15 protein-coding genes are annotated in these 16,922 nt (G+C 68.8%); 1 reads left to right on the plus strand and 14 read right to left on the minus strand.

Annotated elements, in window-relative coordinates; all coding sequences use genetic code 11:
• Window positions 1-42: 42 nt before the first annotated feature.
• From BW996_RS07120 to nifV, 14 genes are all read right to left on the minus strand, one after another.
• Window positions 43-1,971, minus strand: a complete 1,929-nt coding sequence (locus tag BW996_RS07120) for an amylosucrase (protein ID WP_051631524.1) — start codon at window positions 1,969-1,971, stop codon at window positions 43-45.
• Window positions 1,968-3,125 carry an ABC transporter ATP-binding protein gene (locus BW996_RS07125; RefSeq protein ID WP_037478173.1) on the minus strand — a complete coding sequence of 386 codons (1,158 nt, stop codon included), beginning with the start codon at window positions 3,123-3,125 and terminating at the stop codon, window positions 1,968-1,970. Before BW996_RS07125 ends, BW996_RS07120 begins: the two co-directional genes overlap by 4 nt.
• A 50-nt stretch (window positions 3,126-3,175) precedes the next feature.
• Entirely contained in the window at window positions 3,176-4,813 is a 1,638-nt protein-coding gene (locus BW996_RS07130) for an alpha-glucosidase family protein (protein WP_037478175.1), read from the minus strand.
• A 22-nt stretch (window positions 4,814-4,835) separates the two neighbouring features.
• Window positions 4,836-5,672: a carbohydrate ABC transporter permease gene (locus BW996_RS07135; RefSeq protein ID WP_037478177.1), complete on the minus strand. Its 837-nt coding sequence runs from the start codon at window positions 5,670-5,672 to the stop codon at window positions 4,836-4,838.
• Window positions 5,672-6,583: a carbohydrate ABC transporter permease gene (locus BW996_RS07140; RefSeq protein WP_051631525.1), complete on the minus strand. Its 912-nt coding sequence runs from the start codon at window positions 6,581-6,583 to the stop codon at window positions 5,672-5,674. Before BW996_RS07140 ends, BW996_RS07135 begins: the two co-directional genes overlap by 1 nt.
• A 159-nt stretch (window positions 6,584-6,742) precedes the next feature.
• Complete coding sequence (locus BW996_RS07145; RefSeq protein ID WP_051631526.1) at window positions 6,743-8,011, minus strand: ABC transporter substrate-binding protein; 1,269 nt, start codon at window positions 8,009-8,011, stop codon at window positions 6,743-6,745.
• A 472-nt stretch (window positions 8,012-8,483) separates the two neighbouring features.
• Window positions 8,484-10,304 carry a nif-specific transcriptional activator NifA gene (gene nifA / locus BW996_RS07150; RefSeq protein ID WP_037478181.1) on the minus strand — a complete coding sequence of 607 codons (1,821 nt, stop codon included), beginning with the start codon at window positions 10,302-10,304 and terminating at the stop codon, window positions 8,484-8,486.
• A 212-nt stretch (window positions 10,305-10,516) separates the two neighbouring features.
• Window positions 10,517-10,972: a ferritin family protein gene (locus tag BW996_RS07155; RefSeq protein ID WP_037478183.1), complete on the minus strand. Its 456-nt coding sequence runs from the start codon at window positions 10,970-10,972 to the stop codon at window positions 10,517-10,519.
• A 14-nt stretch (window positions 10,973-10,986) separates the two neighbouring features.
• Entirely contained in the window at window positions 10,987-11,295 is a 309-nt protein-coding gene (locus tag BW996_RS07160; RefSeq protein ID WP_037478186.1) for a ferredoxin family protein, read from the minus strand.
• A complete protein-coding gene (locus BW996_RS07165; protein ID WP_037478188.1) occupies window positions 11,292-12,596 on the minus strand; it encodes an FAD-dependent monooxygenase in 1,305 nt (434 codons plus the stop codon). The genes BW996_RS07160 and BW996_RS07165 overlap by 4 nt, the downstream gene beginning before the upstream one ends.
• A 28-nt stretch (window positions 12,597-12,624) precedes the next feature.
• Window positions 12,625-13,725: an electron transfer flavoprotein subunit alpha/FixB family protein gene (locus BW996_RS07170; RefSeq protein WP_037478206.1), complete on the minus strand. Its 1,101-nt coding sequence runs from the start codon at window positions 13,723-13,725 to the stop codon at window positions 12,625-12,627.
• Between the two features lie 58 nt (window positions 13,726-13,783).
• Window positions 13,784-14,635 carry an electron transfer flavoprotein subunit beta/FixA family protein gene (locus BW996_RS07175; RefSeq protein WP_037478189.1) on the minus strand — a complete coding sequence of 284 codons (852 nt, stop codon included), beginning with the start codon at window positions 14,633-14,635 and terminating at the stop codon, window positions 13,784-13,786.
• Window positions 14,636-14,675: 40 nt separating this feature from the next.
• The gene (gene nifW / locus BW996_RS07180) at window positions 14,676-15,017 is read right to left on the minus strand and encodes a nitrogenase stabilizing/protective protein NifW (RefSeq protein WP_037478191.1); all 342 of its coding nucleotides are present in this window, start codon (window positions 15,015-15,017) and stop codon (window positions 14,676-14,678) included.
• The gene (nifV, locus tag BW996_RS07185; RefSeq protein WP_037478193.1) at window positions 15,005-16,180 is read right to left on the minus strand and encodes a homocitrate synthase; all 1,176 of its coding nucleotides are present in this window, start codon (window positions 16,178-16,180) and stop codon (window positions 15,005-15,007) included. The genes nifW and nifV overlap by 13 nt, the downstream gene beginning before the upstream one ends.
• Window positions 16,181-16,666: 486 nt before the next feature.
• Here nifV and BW996_RS07190 point away from each other — a divergent pair.
• Window positions 16,667-16,922 (plus strand): transposase family protein (locus BW996_RS07190; protein WP_139330785.1); only part of this gene is annotated, 256 nt, incomplete at its 3' end.

Genomic DNA, 16,922 nt, shown 5'->3' on the forward strand with positions numbered 1-16,922 from the left:
CAGGCTTGCAAGGAACGGGCCTGTCCTCCGGCAGACCGGGGCTCAGGCGCCGCTCGCGACCAGCCAGACCATCTGGTACGGCGCCAGCGTCAGGCCGGCGCGCAGATCGAAGGCGGTCTGGCCGATCAGGTCGACCATTGTCGCAGGCTGGGCCGAGAGCACCTCGGGCAGCACGCTGGCCGGGCGCTCGCTGAAGTTGGCCAGCACCAGCACGCCGCCGCGGGCCTCGTCGCCCTGCGGCGCCGGGCGCCGGTAGCCCAGCACCGCCGGATGGCGGCTCCAGAACGGCAGCAGCCGGCCGCCGGCAAAGGCCGGCAGATGGCGGCGCAGCGCGATCAGGTGGCGCAGGCCGGCGTGGATGCGCCCAGCCGCGGTGCTCGGATCGAGCCGCTCGGCATGGCGGTGCGCATCGCGCATCGGCCGGTGCACCCAGCGGCTGTCGCCGGCACGGGCCGGATCGTCGGCATAGCCGGCGTCGTTGCCCTGGCCGATCTCGTCGCCCAGATAGATCAGCGGAATGCCGCCGCTCGACAGCACCACCCCGTGCAGCAGCAGGATGCGCGCGACCGCGTGCGGGTCGCCCTGCTCCAGCCCGCACAGCGCCGCGCAGGTGCCGGAGATGCGGCAGTCCCCGGTGGCCGGGTTGTCCTGGAAGGGCACGCCGCGCGCGAAGCTGCCGGGAAATCGGTCGACGTAGAAGCGGTTCAGGAACTGGCGGTGGTCGAAGCCGTCGATGCCGAAGCGCGCCGCGTCCTCGTCGGCGAAGGTCCAGCCGATGTCGTCATGGCTGCGCACATAGTTCACCCAGGCGGTGCCCTCGGGCAGGTGATGGCGCTCCTCCAGCGCCAGCTGCAGCAGGTTGACCTCGCGGGTGGCCAGCGTGTTCCACAGCAGCGCCATCTGCAGCGGGTTGTACGAGACCTGGCACTCGGCGGGCGAGATGTAGGAGACCACCTCGTCCGGATGCACGATCGCCTCGGACTTGAACAGCAGCGCCGGCGCGGCGATGCGCGCCAGCGCGTTGTAGGCGCGCAGCAGGTGATGCGCCTCCGGCAGGCTCTCGCAGGGCGTACCCAGGCGCTTCCAGACAAAGGCCACCGCGTCCATGCGCAGGAACTCCACGCCCAGGTTGGCGATGAACAGCATCTCGCCGGCCATCGCGCGGAAGACCTCCGGGTTGCTGTAGTTCAGGTCCCACTGGTAGCTGTGGAAGGTGGTCCAGACCCAGCGCCCGTCCTCGATCTGGCTGAAGGCGCCGGGATGCTCGTCGGGAAAGATCTCGCGCACCGTGCGCTCGTACTGGTCGGGCAGCGTGCGGTCGGGAAAGATCCAGTAGTAGTCGGAGAAGACCGGGTCGCCCGCGCGCGCCGCCTGCGCCCAGACGTGCTCGTCGGAGGTGTGGTTGAAGACGAAGTCCAGCACCAGCGAGATGCCGGCCTCGCGCAGGCGCTGCGCCAGCGCGCGCAGCTCGGCCATCGTGCCCAGCGAAGGCCGGGTCTCGCGGTAGCTGCTGACCGCGTAGCCGCCATCGTTGTGCGGCTCCGGGCACAGATAGGGCGGCATCAGGTGCAGGTAGCTCAGGCCGAGCTCCTGGAAATACGGGATCTGCGCCTCGACACCGCGGAAGTCGCCGGCGAAGCGGTCGACATAGCCGACGCCGCCGAGCATGCGCTGCGACTGGAACCAGGCCGGATCCTGCTCGCGCTCGGCATCCATCGCCTTCAGGTCGGCCGGGCGCTCGCACCAGGAGACCCAGGCGGTCTCGAGCAGGCGCAGCACGCTGTCCTCGAAGTCGGCGCGCTCGCCGTGCAGCGGGCGCAGCTCGTCGCGCAGCGTCGCGACATGGCGCTGCAGCCGCGCCTCGAAGACCGGCCAGCCGGCCTGTGCGCCATGGCGCCGACGCATCGCGTCGACCAGGCGGGCGGCCTGCGGATCGGGGGCGGTCCAGACCGGCGCGCGGGTCGCCTTCATGCCGGCAGCTCCACCGTGCGCGCGAAGGCCTGACCGGCCGCGTCGAACAGATGGCACTGCTCGGGGCGCAGGCGCAGCTGCATCGACTGGCCGGCGCCCTGGCTCGCGTGGCCCTCGATGCGCAGCGTCATCAGCGGCAGCGCCACCGCCGCGCTGGAAGCGGCCGCCGCCTGCGGATCCAGATAGAGCATCGACGATTCGCCCAGGCGCTCGAGGTGGCGCACCCGCACTGGCAGGGCCGCGCCCTCGGCCTCGCCGTGCAGCAGGTGCTCGGGCCGGATGCCCAGCGAGACCGCCTCGCCCGCCTTGGCGCGGCGCGCGTCCACCGCCACCGTGACCGCCACGCCCAGCACGTCGACCACCGCATGCGTGGCCTCGGCGGCGATCAGCCGGCCCGGCAGGATGTTCATCTTCGGGCTGCCGATGAACTCGGCCACGAACAGGTTCTGCGGCCGGTGGTAGAGGTCCATCGGCGTGCCGAACTGCGCCACGCTGCCCTCGGTCTGCACCTTCTCGCCGGCGCGCAGCAGCACGATCTTGTCGGCCAGCGTCATCGCCTCGACCTGGTCGTGCGTCACGTAGATCATGCTGGCGCGGCCGATGTCGTGGTGCAGCTTGGCGATCTCCAGCCGGGTCTGCACCCGCAGCGCCGCGTCCAGGTTGGAGAGCGGCTCGTCGAACAGGAAGACGTCCGGCTCCTTCACGATCGCGCGGCCGATCGCCACCCGCTGGCGCTGGCCGCCCGAGAGCGCCTTGGGCAGGCGATCGAGCAGCGGCGTGAGCTGCAGGATGTCGGCCGCCTTCTTCACCTTCTGCTCGATCACCGCCTTGTCGGCGCCGAACACCTTCAGGCCGAAGGCCATGTTCTCGCGCACCGTCATGTGCGGATAGAGCGCGTAGCTCTGGAACACCATCGCCACGCCGCGCTCGGCCGGCGGCAGGTCATTGACGCGCTTGCCGCCGATCGACAGGTCGCCCGACGTGATGTCCTCCAGGCCGGCCACCATGCGCAGCAGCGTCGACTTGCCACAGCCCGAGGGGCCGACGAAGACGCAGAACTCGCCCTGCCCGATCGTCAGCGTGGCGTCGTGGATGGTCAGCGGCAGGCTCGGGCCGTAGCGCTTGTTGATCTGCTGGAAGTCGATGCGGGACATGGCGATCTCGATCTCGGGAAAGAAGTGAAGTCTCGGTTCTCGGGTCGGCCTCAGGCCAGCCGGGCATGCAGCACGCCCCAGGGCGCGAACTGCAGCGTGGCGCCGACCGGCTGCGCGCCGCCGATGCCGCTGTCGAGCCTGTCCGTCAGCACCGATCCGGCCGGCAGCGCCAGCTCGGCGGGCTGCGCGCTCAGGTTGAAGGCGCACAGCACCCGCTCGCCCTGGTGCTCGCGCACGAAGGCCAGCACCTGATCGTGCTGCGGCAGCAGCGCCAGCTCGCCGTGCACCAGCGCCGGCTGGGTGCGGCGCCAGTGCAGCAGCCGGCGCGTGGCGTGCAGCATCGAGCCCGGATCGGCCTCCTGGCGATCGACCGCCAGCGCGCGCTGCGCCTCGGCCAGCGGCAGCCACGGCCGCGCCGCGCCGCTGCCGAAGCCCAGGTCGGGCGCCTCGGCCGACCAGGGCATCGGCGTGCGGCAGCCGTCGCGGCCCTTGTACTGCGGCCACATCGTGATCCCGTAGGGGTCCTGCAGGTCCTCGAAAGGCACGTCGGCCTCGGGCAGACCCAGTTCCTCGCCCTGGTAGAGACAGACGCTGCCGCGCAGGCTGGCCTGCAGCGCCAGCGCCAGGCGCAGCAGCGCCGGATCGGGCCGGGCGCCGCCCCAGCGGGTGGCCACGCGGGTCACGTCATGGTTGGACAGCGCCCAGCACGGCCAGCCGCTGCCGACGATGCGGCCGAAGCGCTCGAGCACGCCATGCACGAAGGGTGCGTCATGGCGCTCGCCCAGCAGGTCGAAGCAGTAGGCCATGTGCAGCTTGTCGCCGCCGGCGGTGTATTCGGCCACCCGCGCCAGGCCGTCGTCGTCGCCGATCTCGCCCACCATCGTGGTGTCGGGATACTGGTCGAGCAGCGCGCGCAGGCGCTGCAGGAAGACGAGGTTCTCCGGCCGGCTCTTGTCGTAGAGATGGCGCTGCCAGCCGTAGGGGTTGAAGGGGTTGACCGCCGGGTCGGGCTTGCTCGGGTCGGGCGCGCCGCGGCCGGGGTTGCTGCGCAGCTCGGCGTCGTGGAAGTAGAAGTTGGCGGTGTCGAGCCGGTAGCCGTCCACGCCGAGGTCGAGCCAGAACCTGACGCTCGCCAGGATCGCGTCCTGCACCGCCGGGTTGTGGAAGTTCAGGTCCGGCTGGCTGCTCAGGAAGTTGTGCAGGTAGTACTGGCAGCGGCGCGTGTCCCACTGCCAGGCGCTGCCGCCGAAGATGGAGAGCCAGTTGTTCGGCGGCGTGCCGTCGTCGCGGGCGTCGGCCCAGACATACCAGTCGGCCTTCGGGTTGTCGCGGCTGGCGCGGCTCTCGACGAACCACGGATGCTGGTCCGAGGTGTGCGACAGCACCTGGTCGATCATCACCTTCAGGCCCAGCGCGTGGGCGCGGGCCACCAGCGCGCGGAAGTCGTCGAGCGTGCCGAACATCGGCTCGACGTCGCAGTAGTCGCTGACGTCGTAGCCGAAGTCCTTCATCGGGCTCTTGAAGAAGGGCGACAGCCAGATGCCGTCGGCGCCGAGCCGCGCCACATGCTCCAGCCGCGCGGTGATGCCGGGCAGGTCGCCGATGCCGTCGCCGTTGCTGTCGGCGAAGCTGCGCGGGTAGATCTGGTAGATGACGCCGCCGCGCCACCAGTTGCTGTTCTGAGCCATGGGAAAAGCCTCGTGTCCTTGTTCAACCCTTGACCGCGCCCGCCGTCAGGCCGGAGACGATCTTCTTCTGGAACACCAGCACCAGACCGATCAGGGGCAGCGTGACCAGCACCGAGGCGGCCATGATCTTTCCCCAGGGGATCTCGTACTTGCTGGCGCCGGAGATCAGCGAGATCGACACCGGCACGGTGCGCTCGTTGTTGTCGATGACGAAGGTCAGCGCGAACAGGAACTCGTTCCAGGCCGCGATGAAGGCCAGCAGCCCGGTCGACACCAGCGCCGGCCACAGCAGCGGCAGGAAGACATCCTTGATGATCCGCCACGGGCTGCAGCCGTCCATGATCGCGGCTTCTTCGAGCTCCTTGGGCAGCTGGCGCATGAAGGTCGTCAGCACCCAGACGGTGAAGGGCAGCGTGAAGATCAGGTAGGGCAGCACCAGGCCGAGCGAGCGGTTGTACAGGCCCAGCGCGCGGATCATCTCGAACATGCCTGCCAGCACCGCGACCTGCGGGAACATCGACACGCCCAGGATGGTGGTCAGCAGCAGGCCGCGGCCACGGAAGCTGATGCGCCCGAGCGCATAGGCCGCGGTCACGCCCAGGAACAGCGACAGCACCACCACCAGCGTCGACACCACCACCGAGTTGACGACATGGCGCCCGAAGGGCTGCTCGGCCACCGTGAACAGGCTCACGTAGTTGGCCAGGCTGCCGTTCTCGGGCCACAGCGAGGTGGAGAACAGCTCCGAGCCGGTCTTCAGCGAGGTGGTGATCGCGTAGACGAAGGGGAAGACCGAGACCAGCGTGACCAGCAGCGCCAGCGTGTAGAGGGCCGCGGTGGCGGCGGGAGAGCGTCGCATCACGCATCCTCCGAGAGCTTCATCCGGCCCAGTCGCATGTAGACGACCGTGGCCAGACCGATGATGAGGAACAGCGCCGTCGAGGCCGCCGAGCCGTAGCCCATGTAGCCGTTGTCGACCATCTCGCGGCGCACGAAGCCGGACATGCTCATGGTGCTGTTGTTGTTCGAGGTCAGCACGTAGATCAGGTCGAACACCCGCAGCGCGTCGAGCAGGCGGAAGATGACCGCCACCATCAGCGCCGGGCGGATCAGCGGCAGCGTCACCGACCAGAACACCCGCAGCGGATGCACGCCGTCGACATGCGCGGCCTCGTAGCAGTCCTTGGGCAGCGTCTGCAGCGCCGCCAGGATCAGCAGCGCCATGAAGGGCGTGGTCTTCCAGACATCGACCACCACCACGGTCCACAGCGCGTATTGCGGATCGGCCGTCCAGGCCACCTTGGCGTCGATCAGGCCCCAGCCCTGCAGGATCGCGTTGATGACGCCGAACTGGTCATGCAGCATCCAGCCCCACATCTTGGCCGACACGATGGTCGGGATCGCCCAGGGCACCAGCACCGCGGCGCGCACCAGCGCGCGGCCCTTGAACTCCTGGTTGAGCAGCAGCGCCACCCCCAGGCCGAACATCGTCTCCAGCAGCACCGACACCAGCGAGAACTGCAGCGTGTTCAGGATCGAGATGCCCCAGTCGCTGAGCCAGAAGCCCTCGGTGTGGTTCGGGTTGGCGAACAGGCCGTATTCGCCGAAATAGTTCTCCAGCCCGACAAAGCGCGCAGCGCCCATGTCGTTGAGGTTGGCGTCGGTGAAGCTGAACCAGATGGTGCGCCCCAGCGGCCACGCTGCCACGATCAGCAGCGTCACCAGCATCGGCGCGAGGAACAGCCAGGCAGTGCGGGTCTTGGAGGACATGATCCGACCGGAATGGCAAGAAGAAGGCAAAGGCGCGGCCCGACCCGGCTGCAGGCACGCAGGCCTGCGGGCTCGGGTCATGCACGGACGCGAAGGGAATCGGGCGGACGAGCCGCCCGGACGGCCCGCCAGGCGCGGGCCGGAACCATCAGGCGCGGATCACCACTCGCGGCGCTTGATCTGCTTGAGCTTGCCCTCGAGCTTGCCCAGGCTGGCCTCGGCCTTCTCCTTGCCGGAGAGCACGTCGTGGGTGGCGTTCCAGAAGGCGGCGCTGACCTCGTTGTACTTCAGGCCGGTGGCGGTGGCCGGACGCGGCACCGCGCTGGTGAAGACGCTGTAGAGGTCGCCGAAGAAGGGCGCGGCGGCCAGCACTTCCTTGTCCTGGTACAGCGACGGGATGGTCGGGTTGTAGGAACCCTTGATCGCGCGCTCCTTCTGGATCTCCTTGCTGGTCATGTACATGACCAGGTCGGCGGCCTCCTTCGGGTTCTTGGAGTACTTGCTAACCGCCAGCTGCCAGCCACCCAGCGTGGCGGCATTCTTGCCATCCGCGCCGCCCTTGGGCAGCGCGGAGACGCCGATCTTGCCGGCGATCTTGCTGTCCTTGCCGTTGCCCAGCGACCAGGCGTAGGGCCAGTTGCGCATGAAGACCGCGTTGCCGCTCTGGAACACGCCGCGGGCGTCTTCCTCGCCGTAGTTCAGCACGCCGGTCGGCGCGATGGTGCCGATCCACGACGCGGCGGTGTTCAGCGCCTTGGCCGCCTTCGGGTTGTTGACGGTGATGTTGCCCTTGTCATCGACGATGTTGCCGCCGCCATAGCTCCACAGCCATTCCACCGCGTCGCAGGTCAGGCCCTCGTAGGCCTTGGCCTGGAAGACGAAGCCCTGCATGTCGGCATTGCCGGCCTTGCGCTCGGCGTCCTGGATCTTCTTGGCGGTGGCCGCCAGCTCTTCCCAGGTGGTCGGGGCCTTCTCGCCGTGCTTCTCGAGCAGGTCCTTGCGGTAGTACAGCAGGCCGGCGTCGGTGAACCACGGCATCGCGATCAGACGGCCGTCGGCGGTGTTGTTGGCCACGATCGACGGGAAGTGCTCCTTCTCGGCGCCCTTGCTGTAGGGCTTCAGGTCGATCAGGTGGTCCTTGATCATGCCCGGCCACACCACGTCGACGTTGATCACGTCCAGATCCGAGCTCTTGGCCGCGAACATCTGGCGGAACAGCGCCAGGATGTCGGTGGTCGACTGCGGCGGGGTGAACAGCTTGACGGTGTTGCCGGTCTTCTTCGCCCAGTCCTCGGTGGTCTTCTTGCAGAACTCGAAGTCCTGGCCGACCGAGCCGCAGGAAATGGTGATCGTCGCGGCATGCGCGCCGGCGACCGAGCCGAAGGCCAGGGCGATGCCGGCCGCGATCTGCTTGAAGGAATTGGACATGGGCTGTCTCCGTCTGATTCGCGTGGTGGTGAAGGCGAGGCGTGTCACGCCACGGCAGCAATGTAATTTCCTTACATGCCGACCACACTGGCGAAAACCCTGATCTTATGGGCCTCAGATGCACCATTTCAGGGCCAAATCAGCCCAATCGCAACCGATTGCGGTTTTGCGTCATCGTTTGCGTTCGTTTGCGTTGATTCGATCAGAACTCGGTGTGAACCCTGTCCGTCGCAACCCTTATTCCGTGTTTTATGTAACTTGGTTACATCCAGAGCGCCCGAGGCGTCCGGCCTGTGGCGCAGGCACCTCCGATCGGGGGCCGACCTCGTGGAAACGGCGTGTCAGTCGGCGCGCTCGCAGCGCCCTGCCCCGGACGCCTGACCGCGGAAGTCGCTCTGCCACGACAGCGTGGCGGTGTCGAGCCCGTGGTGGCGCGCGGGCAGCCAGCCGCGCCCTGCCCCGTTCCGCGCGTTCAGAACTTGCGCACCTCGATGCGGTGCTTGTGCAGCGCGTAGCCGAGCTGGCGCGGGGTGATGCGCAGCAGCCGGGCGGCCTTGGCCTGGACCCAGCCGCATTGCTCCATCGCCCAGATCAGCCGGTCACGCTCGCTGTCGGGCGGCTCGGGGCCGAAGCGGCGCACCGAGGGCGGGAGCTGCGCGGTCGGGCCGATCAGCGTGATGCCCTCGCCGTCCGTGTCGTCGAGGTCGGGCAGACCGGCGAAGCTGCTGTCGTCCTCGGCCAGGTCGTCGTCGTGATCATGATCGAGGTCGACGAAGCCCGAGGACCGTGCGGGCGCAGGTGCGGGCATGGCCGGGGGCGGCACCGGGGCGGACGCGGGCGGAGCGGCCGGCGCACGCGGCGGCAGCGCTGCCGCCGCGGCCACCGCGTCGGCCTTGTCGAGAAAGTGCAGCGTCTGCGTCAGGCAGCGGTTCTGGCGGCACGGGAAGGCCAGGTCGCGGATGACCTCGCCCGGGACCATCGTCGCGGTGCGCTCGACGCAGTTCTCCAGCTCGCGCACGTTGCCGGGCCAGTAGCAGCTGGTCAGCACCTTCATCGCCTCCGGCGTGACCTTCAGGTTGCGCCGGTTCTCCTTGTTGAAGCGGTCGATGAAGTGCGCCACCAGCTGCGGGATGTCGGAGCGGCGCTCGCGCAGCGGCGGCAGGAAGATCGAGACGACGTTGATGCGGTAGTACAGGTCGGCGCGGTACTCGCCGCGCTGCACCATGCGCTCGAGGTCGCGGTTGGTCGCGCAGATCAGCCGCACGTCGACCTTGACCGCCTTGGTGCCGCCGACGCGCTCGAACTCGCGCTCCTGCAGCACGCGCAGCAGCTTGGCCTGGAAGGCCGGCGAGACGTCGCCGACCTCGTCGAGAAAGAGCGTGCCGCCGTGCGCCAGCTCGAAGCGGCCCTTGCGGTCGCCGACCGCGCCGGTGAAGGCGCCGCGCTCGTGGCCGAACAGCTCCGACTCGAGCAGCGACTCGGTCAGCGCCGCGCAGTTGACCTTGATGAAGGGCGCGTCCTTGCGCGGGCTGAGGAAGTGGATCGCGCGGGCGATCGCCTCCTTGCCGGTGCCGGACTCGCCGCGCAGCAGCACGGTGGCGCGCGACGGCCCGGCCTGGTGCACCTCGCGGAAGACCTGCTGCATCGGCTGGGAGTCGCCGATGACGTTGTCGATCGCGTAGCGACCGCGCGGCTCGCGCGCCAGCGCCTTCTGCAGCCGCGAGGTCTCCTGGCGCAGCCGGTGGTGCTCGTCGGCGACGGCACGGTGCAGCGCGAAGGACTGCGCCAGCAGCGTCGCCACCATCGTCAGCAGGCGCTGGTCGTCCGACAGCCGCGCGCCGCCCATGACCTCGCGCTGCGCCGCCAGCACGCCGACCACGTCATGGTCGGTCTTCAGCGGCACCACCAGGAAGGCCATCATCCGCTCGTCCTGCGCACCGAAGGCACCGGTGCGGTCGATGAACTCGGTCGCCTGCGAGATGTCGGGCATCACCACCGGAATGCCCGAGGCGTAGACCCGGCCGATCACGCCCTCGCCGACGCGCCAGTGGCCGCGCTCGGCCTGCTCGCGCTCCAGGCCCACGGCGCTGTGCACGCTCAGCGGGCCCTGCCCCTCCTCGCCGCCGGGCAGCACCACCATCGCGCGGCTCAGCCCGATGTGGGCCACCAGCACGTTGAGCGCCTCGCGGAAGGTGCGCGAGATGTCGAGCGAGCCGCCCAGGATGCGACAGATCTCGTGGATGGTGATCAGCTCGACATGCGAGCGCTCGTTCATCGCGGGGCGGTCCGGCATCACGCACCTCCTTGGGGTCCGGTCAGCGCCGCGGTGGGCGAGGCGCCGCGGCAAGGTGCATGCCTCGCGCCGGCACGGGGCAGAAAGGCGCCTGGACGCGGCATGCTGCGCGGGCTGCAGCAACAAATGCGCCGAATGCGCGCCAGATCACCGCAGTTGGCCATCAGAAGCCCGCATCCTTGATGCAGCTCAAAATTTGGCACTCCGGTCGGTCAGGCCGCGCAGGCGTGCAGCCGGCGCTCGAGCTCGGCCAGGTGCTCGGCCTCCTCGGCGGCGAACTCGGCCGCGAGGTGGCGCACGTCCGGGTCCCGCGCCAGCGCGGCGACCGCGGCGTAGTAGGCGTGGCCGCGGCGCTCGCTCTCCAGCGCCAGCTCCAGCGCCGAGCGCACCGTCATCTGCGCGTCGACGCCGACCCAGTCGGCGGTCTCGGGCGCGATGCCGTCGGGCCAGTCGTACTCGTGGTCGGCCAGCACCGGCAGATCGCGCCACTGGCCGCGGGCCTGCGCCTCGGCCAGATGCAGGCGCGAGAAATGCGCCATGCGGGCGAAGAAGGCCTTGAGCTCGGCACGACCGTCGGTCTGCATCGCCGCGGCCAGGTCCTCGTAGCGTCGCGCGGCCTCGCGCTCGAGCGCGATCGCGTGGGCGAGGAAGCGTTCGACATCGTTCATCGCGGACCGACCCTTCAGCCGAACTTGAACAGGATGCCGTGGCCGCCGCGCGGGTATTCCCACGCGACGTTGGCATGCTCGGTGCAGATCACCCGGCAGCTGCCGCACTCCAGGCAACCGTCGGTGATCAGCGTCACCGCGCGGTTGCCCTCGGCCTTGTAGCAGGAGGCCGGGCAGACGAAGGTGCACGACTGGTCCTTGCAGTCGTTCGCGCAGACCTCCGGCGCCTTGATCCGGATGTGCGGCCGACCGTGGTCGACCTTGTAGCGGTTCTGGAAGAGCTTCTCTTCCACGTTGACGACGATGTTGGCTGCAGCGCTCATCGCACGGCCCTCCAGAGCTTGACGGCATCACCCACCAGACCGGTCAGCTTGCGGGCGGCCTTGAAGCTGCCCAGCACTTCCCGCTCCTTGGTCTTCTTGTCGACGCCATCGACGGTGAACATCGTCTGCGCCGCCCGGTTGACCAGACCGGGATAGGTGCTGAAGAAGTGCGGGCTGTTGTGCAGCACCTCCGGCAGGTCGCGGTACTTCTTCAGGTCCTTCATCACGAAGCTGTCGTCCAGCGCGGCCTTGTAGGCCGACAGGGTCTTCGCGTCCATGTCCTTGCCGGCGGCCCTGGCGGCGATCACCGTCTCGGCGGCCAGGCGGCCGGTGGTCATCGCCAGGTTCGAGCCCTCGCGGTGCGCGGCGTTCACGAAGCCGCCCGAGTCGCCGACGATCATCCAGCCGTGGCCGAAGATCTTCGGCACCGCGTGGAAGCCGCCCTCGGGAATCAGGTGCGCGCAGTACTCCTTCATCTCGCCGCCCTCGATCAGCGGCGCGATGCTCGGGTGCTTCTTCAGCTTCTCCAGGAGCGCGTAGGGCGTCGTGCGGTTCGGATTGGTCTTGAAGTCGCTGAGCATGCAGCCCACGCCGATCGTCAGCGAATCCTTGTTGGTGTAGAGGAAGCCGGTGCCGACCATGCCCTCGGTGACCGAGCCCATCATCTCGATGACGACGCCCTCCTCCTCGCCGATGTTGAAGCGCGCCTGGATGACCTCCTCGGGCATGAAGAGGATCTCCTTGACCGCCAGCGCGACATCCTTGGCCTGGATCTCCGGGTGGAAGCCCGCCTTGCGCGCCAGCGTCGAGTTGACGCCGTCGGCCAGGATGACCACGTCGGCGAAGACATCGCCGCCGAGCCGGTCGCAGCGCACGCCGACGACGCGCTCGCCGTCCATCAGCAGCTGCTCGACGGTGGTCTCGCAGATCAGCAGCGCGCCGGCCTCGCGCACCTTCGACGAGAACCACTTGTCGAACTGCGCGCGGATGATGGTGTAGCGGTTGTACGGCGGCTTGTTGTAGTCCTCGCTGCGGAAGTGCGTGCCGACGAAGCTCTTGTCGTCGAGCAGCCACATGCGCTGCTCGATGATGTGGCGCTCCAGCGGTGCGTCCTCGCGGAAGTCGGGAATGATCCTCTCCAGCGCGTCGCTGTAGAGGATCGCGCCCTGCACGTTCTTCGAGCCGGGGTATTCGCCCCGCTCGATCTGCAGCACCTTCAGGCCGGCCTTGGCCAGCGTGTAGGTCGCGGCGTTGCCCGAGGGGCCGGCGCCGACGACGATGGCGTCGAACTTTTCTGGCATGACTGCTCTCCTTCGGGGGCTCGGTCGGTCAGGCGACCTTGAGGATGCGGCGGTCGAGATGGCTGCGGAACGTGGCCGTCAGCACGGGCAGCACCTGCATCGCGTTGCCGACGATGCCGTGGTGGGCGAAGTCGAAGATCGGGGCGTTCGGGTCGGTGTTGATCGCGACGATGATGTCGCTGCCCTCCATGCCGACGCGGTGCTGGATGGCGCCGGAGACGCCCGCGGCGATGTAGAGCTTCGGGCGCACCGTCTTGCCGGTCTGGCCGACCTGGCGCTCGGCCTCCAGCCAGCCGGCCTGCGTGACCGCGCGGGTGGCGCCGACCTCGGCGCCGAGCACCCGCGCCAGGCCCCACACCAGCTTCATGTTGTCGGCGTTCTTCAGGCCCTTGCCGGCGGTCACGATGATGTCGGCGTACGACAGGTTCACCGTGTTGCGGTTCGCGTCCGGGATGAACTCGAGCAGCTTGGTGACGATGTCGGTCTCGATCATGCCCAGCGCCATCGTCGAGATCGTGCCGGTGCGGCTCTCGTCGCGGCGCGGCATCGGCGCGGTGCGCGGGCGCATCGTCGCCATCTGCGGCCGGTAGGCCAGCGTCATGATCGTGCACAGCAGCGAGCCGCCGAAGGTCGGCCGCGTGGCGGCCAGCGCCCGGCCGTCGATGTTGAGCTCGGTGCAGTCGGCGGTCAGGCCGGTGCCCAGCGTCGTCGCCACCGAGCCGGCCAGATCGCGGCCCATCGTGGTGGCGCCCAGCAGCAGGATCTCGGGCTGGTGCGTGTTGACCAGGTCGGTCAGGCCCTTGGTGTAGGGCTCGTTGCGGTAGCCCTGCAGCACCGGGTCGCGCATGATGTGGCAGTGGTCGGCGCCGTAGACATAGGCCTCCTTCGCGAAGGCCTCCATGTCGTCGGCCGGTCCGCCCATCAGCACGCCGCTGACCTGCACGCCGAGCTGGTCGGCGAGGATGCGCGCCTGGCCCATCAGCTCCCAGCTGACGCTGTGCACCTGGCCGCGGTCGTGCTCGATGAACACCCAGACGCCCTTGTAGGCCTTCAGGTGCTCGGGCAGCTCGGTGCTGCGGCCCGAGCGGCCGGCGGTCTTGGCGGCGCCGGCGGCAGCCGCAGCGGACATGGATGGCTTGGCGGGTTCGGCCATGGTGGTTCTCCTGTCGGGGGCTTCGGCGCCGGGCTCAGGCGCTCAGGCGGTCGACGGTCTCCTGCTCGAGCGTCGGGTGGGTGGTGAAGATCTTCTGCAGCAGGTTCAGGCACACGTCGTTGACGCTGCTGCCGTCGCCCACCTCCTGCATCTCGGCGCGCTCCTTGCGGGCCTTGGGCGCGAAGACCTTGCTGACGATGGTCGGGCTGCCCTTCAGGCCGATCTTGCTGACGTCCTCGATGCCGGCCTGGTCCTTGTTCCACTTGCGCACCGGCACGCGCGCGGCGCGCAGCATGTCCTCCATCGTCGCGAAGCGCATCTCGTTGGTGCCTTCGAGCATGGTGATCAGGCTCGGCAGCGTGGTCTTCAGGCGCTGCACGCCGCCCTCGGCGCGGCGCTCGACGGTGAGGGTGCGCGCGTCCAGGTCGACCTCGTTGATCTTGCTGACGTAGGTCAGCAGGTTCAGGCCGAGGCGCCTGGCCACGCCGGGGCCGACCTGCGCGGTGTCGCCGTCGATGGTCTGCTTGCCGGTGAAGACCAGGTCGACCGCCTGCTCCTCGCCGATCTTGCGGATCGCCGCGGCCAGCGCGAAGCTGGTGGCCAGCGTGTCGGCGCCGGCGAACGCGCGGTCGGTGACCAGGATGGCGTCGGTGGCGCCGAAGCTGATGCACTTGCGCAGCGCGTCCTCCGCCTGCGGCGGGCCCATGCACAGCATCGTGACGCGGCCGCCGAACTTGTCCTTCAGCCGCAGCGCCTCTTCCAGCGCGAACAGGTCGTAGGGGTTGACGATCGCCGGGACGCCCTGGCGCATGATGGTGTTGGTGACCGGGTGGACGCGGATCTGCGCCGAGTCCGGCACCTGCTTGATGCAGACGACGATGTGCATGGGACGGCTCTCCTGGGACGGACGGTGGGCGGGCGGGCGTTCAGGCCGCGGCGCGGCGCGCGCGCAGGCTGTCGCGCAGCGAGGTCACCGGCACGCTCTGGCGGCCGCCGACGTCCTGGAAGACCTTGAAGACCTTCTCCTGCGCGGCGCTGGAGGCGACGAAGTCCTGGTAGGCGCGCGCCAGCAGCTCGCGGTAGCGCCGGAACGTCTCGACCTCGTCGAGGCCGGACAGGCCCTCGGTGGTGTGCAGGTACTGGTAGAAGCGCTTGAGGATGTGCAGCCGGTTGACGTGCACGATGCGCTCGTCGTAGCTCAGACCGAAGAACTGCAGGAAGTCCTCGGCGCTCGACAGGGCCTTGAGACGGTGGATCAGGCTGTCCATGAAGGCATCTCCGTGTGGATCGACGGCTGGAAGCGGGTTTCCCGGTGGAAGTGGCGCAGCTCCTCGGCCGAGGGCTCGCGCTTGGTGGCGGTGACGTGGCGGCGGATGCGATCGAGCAGCGGCGCGACCTGCTGCGCGTCCACGCGCAGGCCCAGCGCATCGCAGGCGCGGATCAGCCCGGCCGAGCCGGAGTGCTTGCCCAGCACCAGGCGGTGCTGGCGCCCGAGTTCCTCCGGCGCGAAGGTCTCGTAGTTGCGGCGGTCCTTGAGCAGGCCGTCGACGTGGATGCCGCTCTCGTGGCTGAACACCGCCTCGCCGACGATGCTCTTGCCCGGCGCGACCGGCCGGCCGGAGGCGCCCGCCACCAGCGCGCTGATGGCCGGCAGCGCGGCGGTGTCGATGCCGCATTCGATGCCGTGCAGGTGGCGCAGCGCCATGACCACCTCCTCCATCGCCGCGTTGCCGGCGCGCTCGCCCAGGCCGTTGACGGTGGTGGAGGCGTGGGTGGCGCCGGCGCGCACGGCCGCCAGCGTGTTGGCGGTGGCCAGGCCGAGGTCGTTGTGCGGATGGATCTCGAGGTCGAGGTCGATCTCGCGGCGCAGCGCGGCGATGCGGCGGTGCGTCTCGAAGGGGTCGAGCAGGCCAAGCGTGTCGGCGTAGCGCACCCGCACCGCGCCGGCCTGCTGCGCGACGACCGCCGCATGGGTCAGGAAGCGCTCGTCGGCGCGCGAGGCGTCCTCGAAGCCGATGCTCGGCACCGCGCCGGCCTCCAGCACCTGCGCGGCGCAGCGCCGGATCGCCGCCAGCACCCAGGCGCGGTCGCGGCCCAGCTTGCGCTCGATCTGCAGGTCCGACACCGGCACCGACAGATGGACGATGTCGGCGCCGCAGCGCAGCGACGCGCCGATGTCGCGGTCGGCCATGCGGCCCCAGACCATGGTGCGCGCCCGGCGCACGCGGCGGGCGATCTCGCCGATCAGCTCGGTCTCGTGCTCGCCCATCGCCGGAATGCCGATCTCCATCTCCGGCACGCCCGCCGCATCCAGCGCCGCGGCGATCGCCAGCTTCTCGTCATCCGAGAAGGCCACGCCCGCGGTCTGTTCGCCATCGCGCAGCGTGGTGTCGTTGATCACGACGCAGGACTTCGACAGGAGAGGCTTCATCGTCGGGTCTCGTCAGCGGTTGGGGTGTCTGTTCCACCCCTTCAGCGCAAGGCCCATGCCAGCCCTCACCCATCACTCAAGTCATTGATTTTCAACGACTTTTTTCACGACACCGAGACACGTCGGGTGGTGTTGCTTTTGTCGGGTTGATGACAGCGGGCGGGGGTGCGGGGCGTCGAAATTTTTTGCAACATATTTCACTTCTTTGACTGCCCGGGTGTGATTTCTTGCCAAAAATAAAGCTGTCAACACATCAAGAAAAGAATAAAAATTTATACCCATTACAAAAATTAAATAACCCAACAGCAAATCAAAAACCAAAATCATGTCAACCGCTGGATGCCCCCGCACACTCTACAAATATTTCTCACCAGACCGTGTATCGACCCTTGACGCAGGGCGATTGCATGAAGAACCTGGTCGGTTCCGTGTTATGAACACGCCCCGCTGACCCAACCGCCGCAGCTCGAAGCGGCGCCCGCCCCGATGACCACTGCGCCGCTGCTCCCCCACTTCATCGAGGCGCTGGCCGAACTGGACGATCCGCGCTCGCGGTCGTGTCCGTTTCCGCTGGACGAGCTGATGTTCGCGGCGCTGTGCGGCGTCAGCAGTGGCGCCGACAGCTGGGTCTCGGTCACCGACTGGGCCGAGCTGCAGATCGACTGGCTGCGCCAGCATCTGCCGTACGCCAACGGCATCGCCTCGCACGACACCTTCGGGCGCGTCTTCAGCCTGCTCGACC

The organism is Sphaerotilus natans, assembly GCF_900156335.1.
Classification (GTDB): Bacteria; Pseudomonadota; Gammaproteobacteria; order Burkholderiales; family Burkholderiaceae_C; genus Sphaerotilus; species Sphaerotilus natans.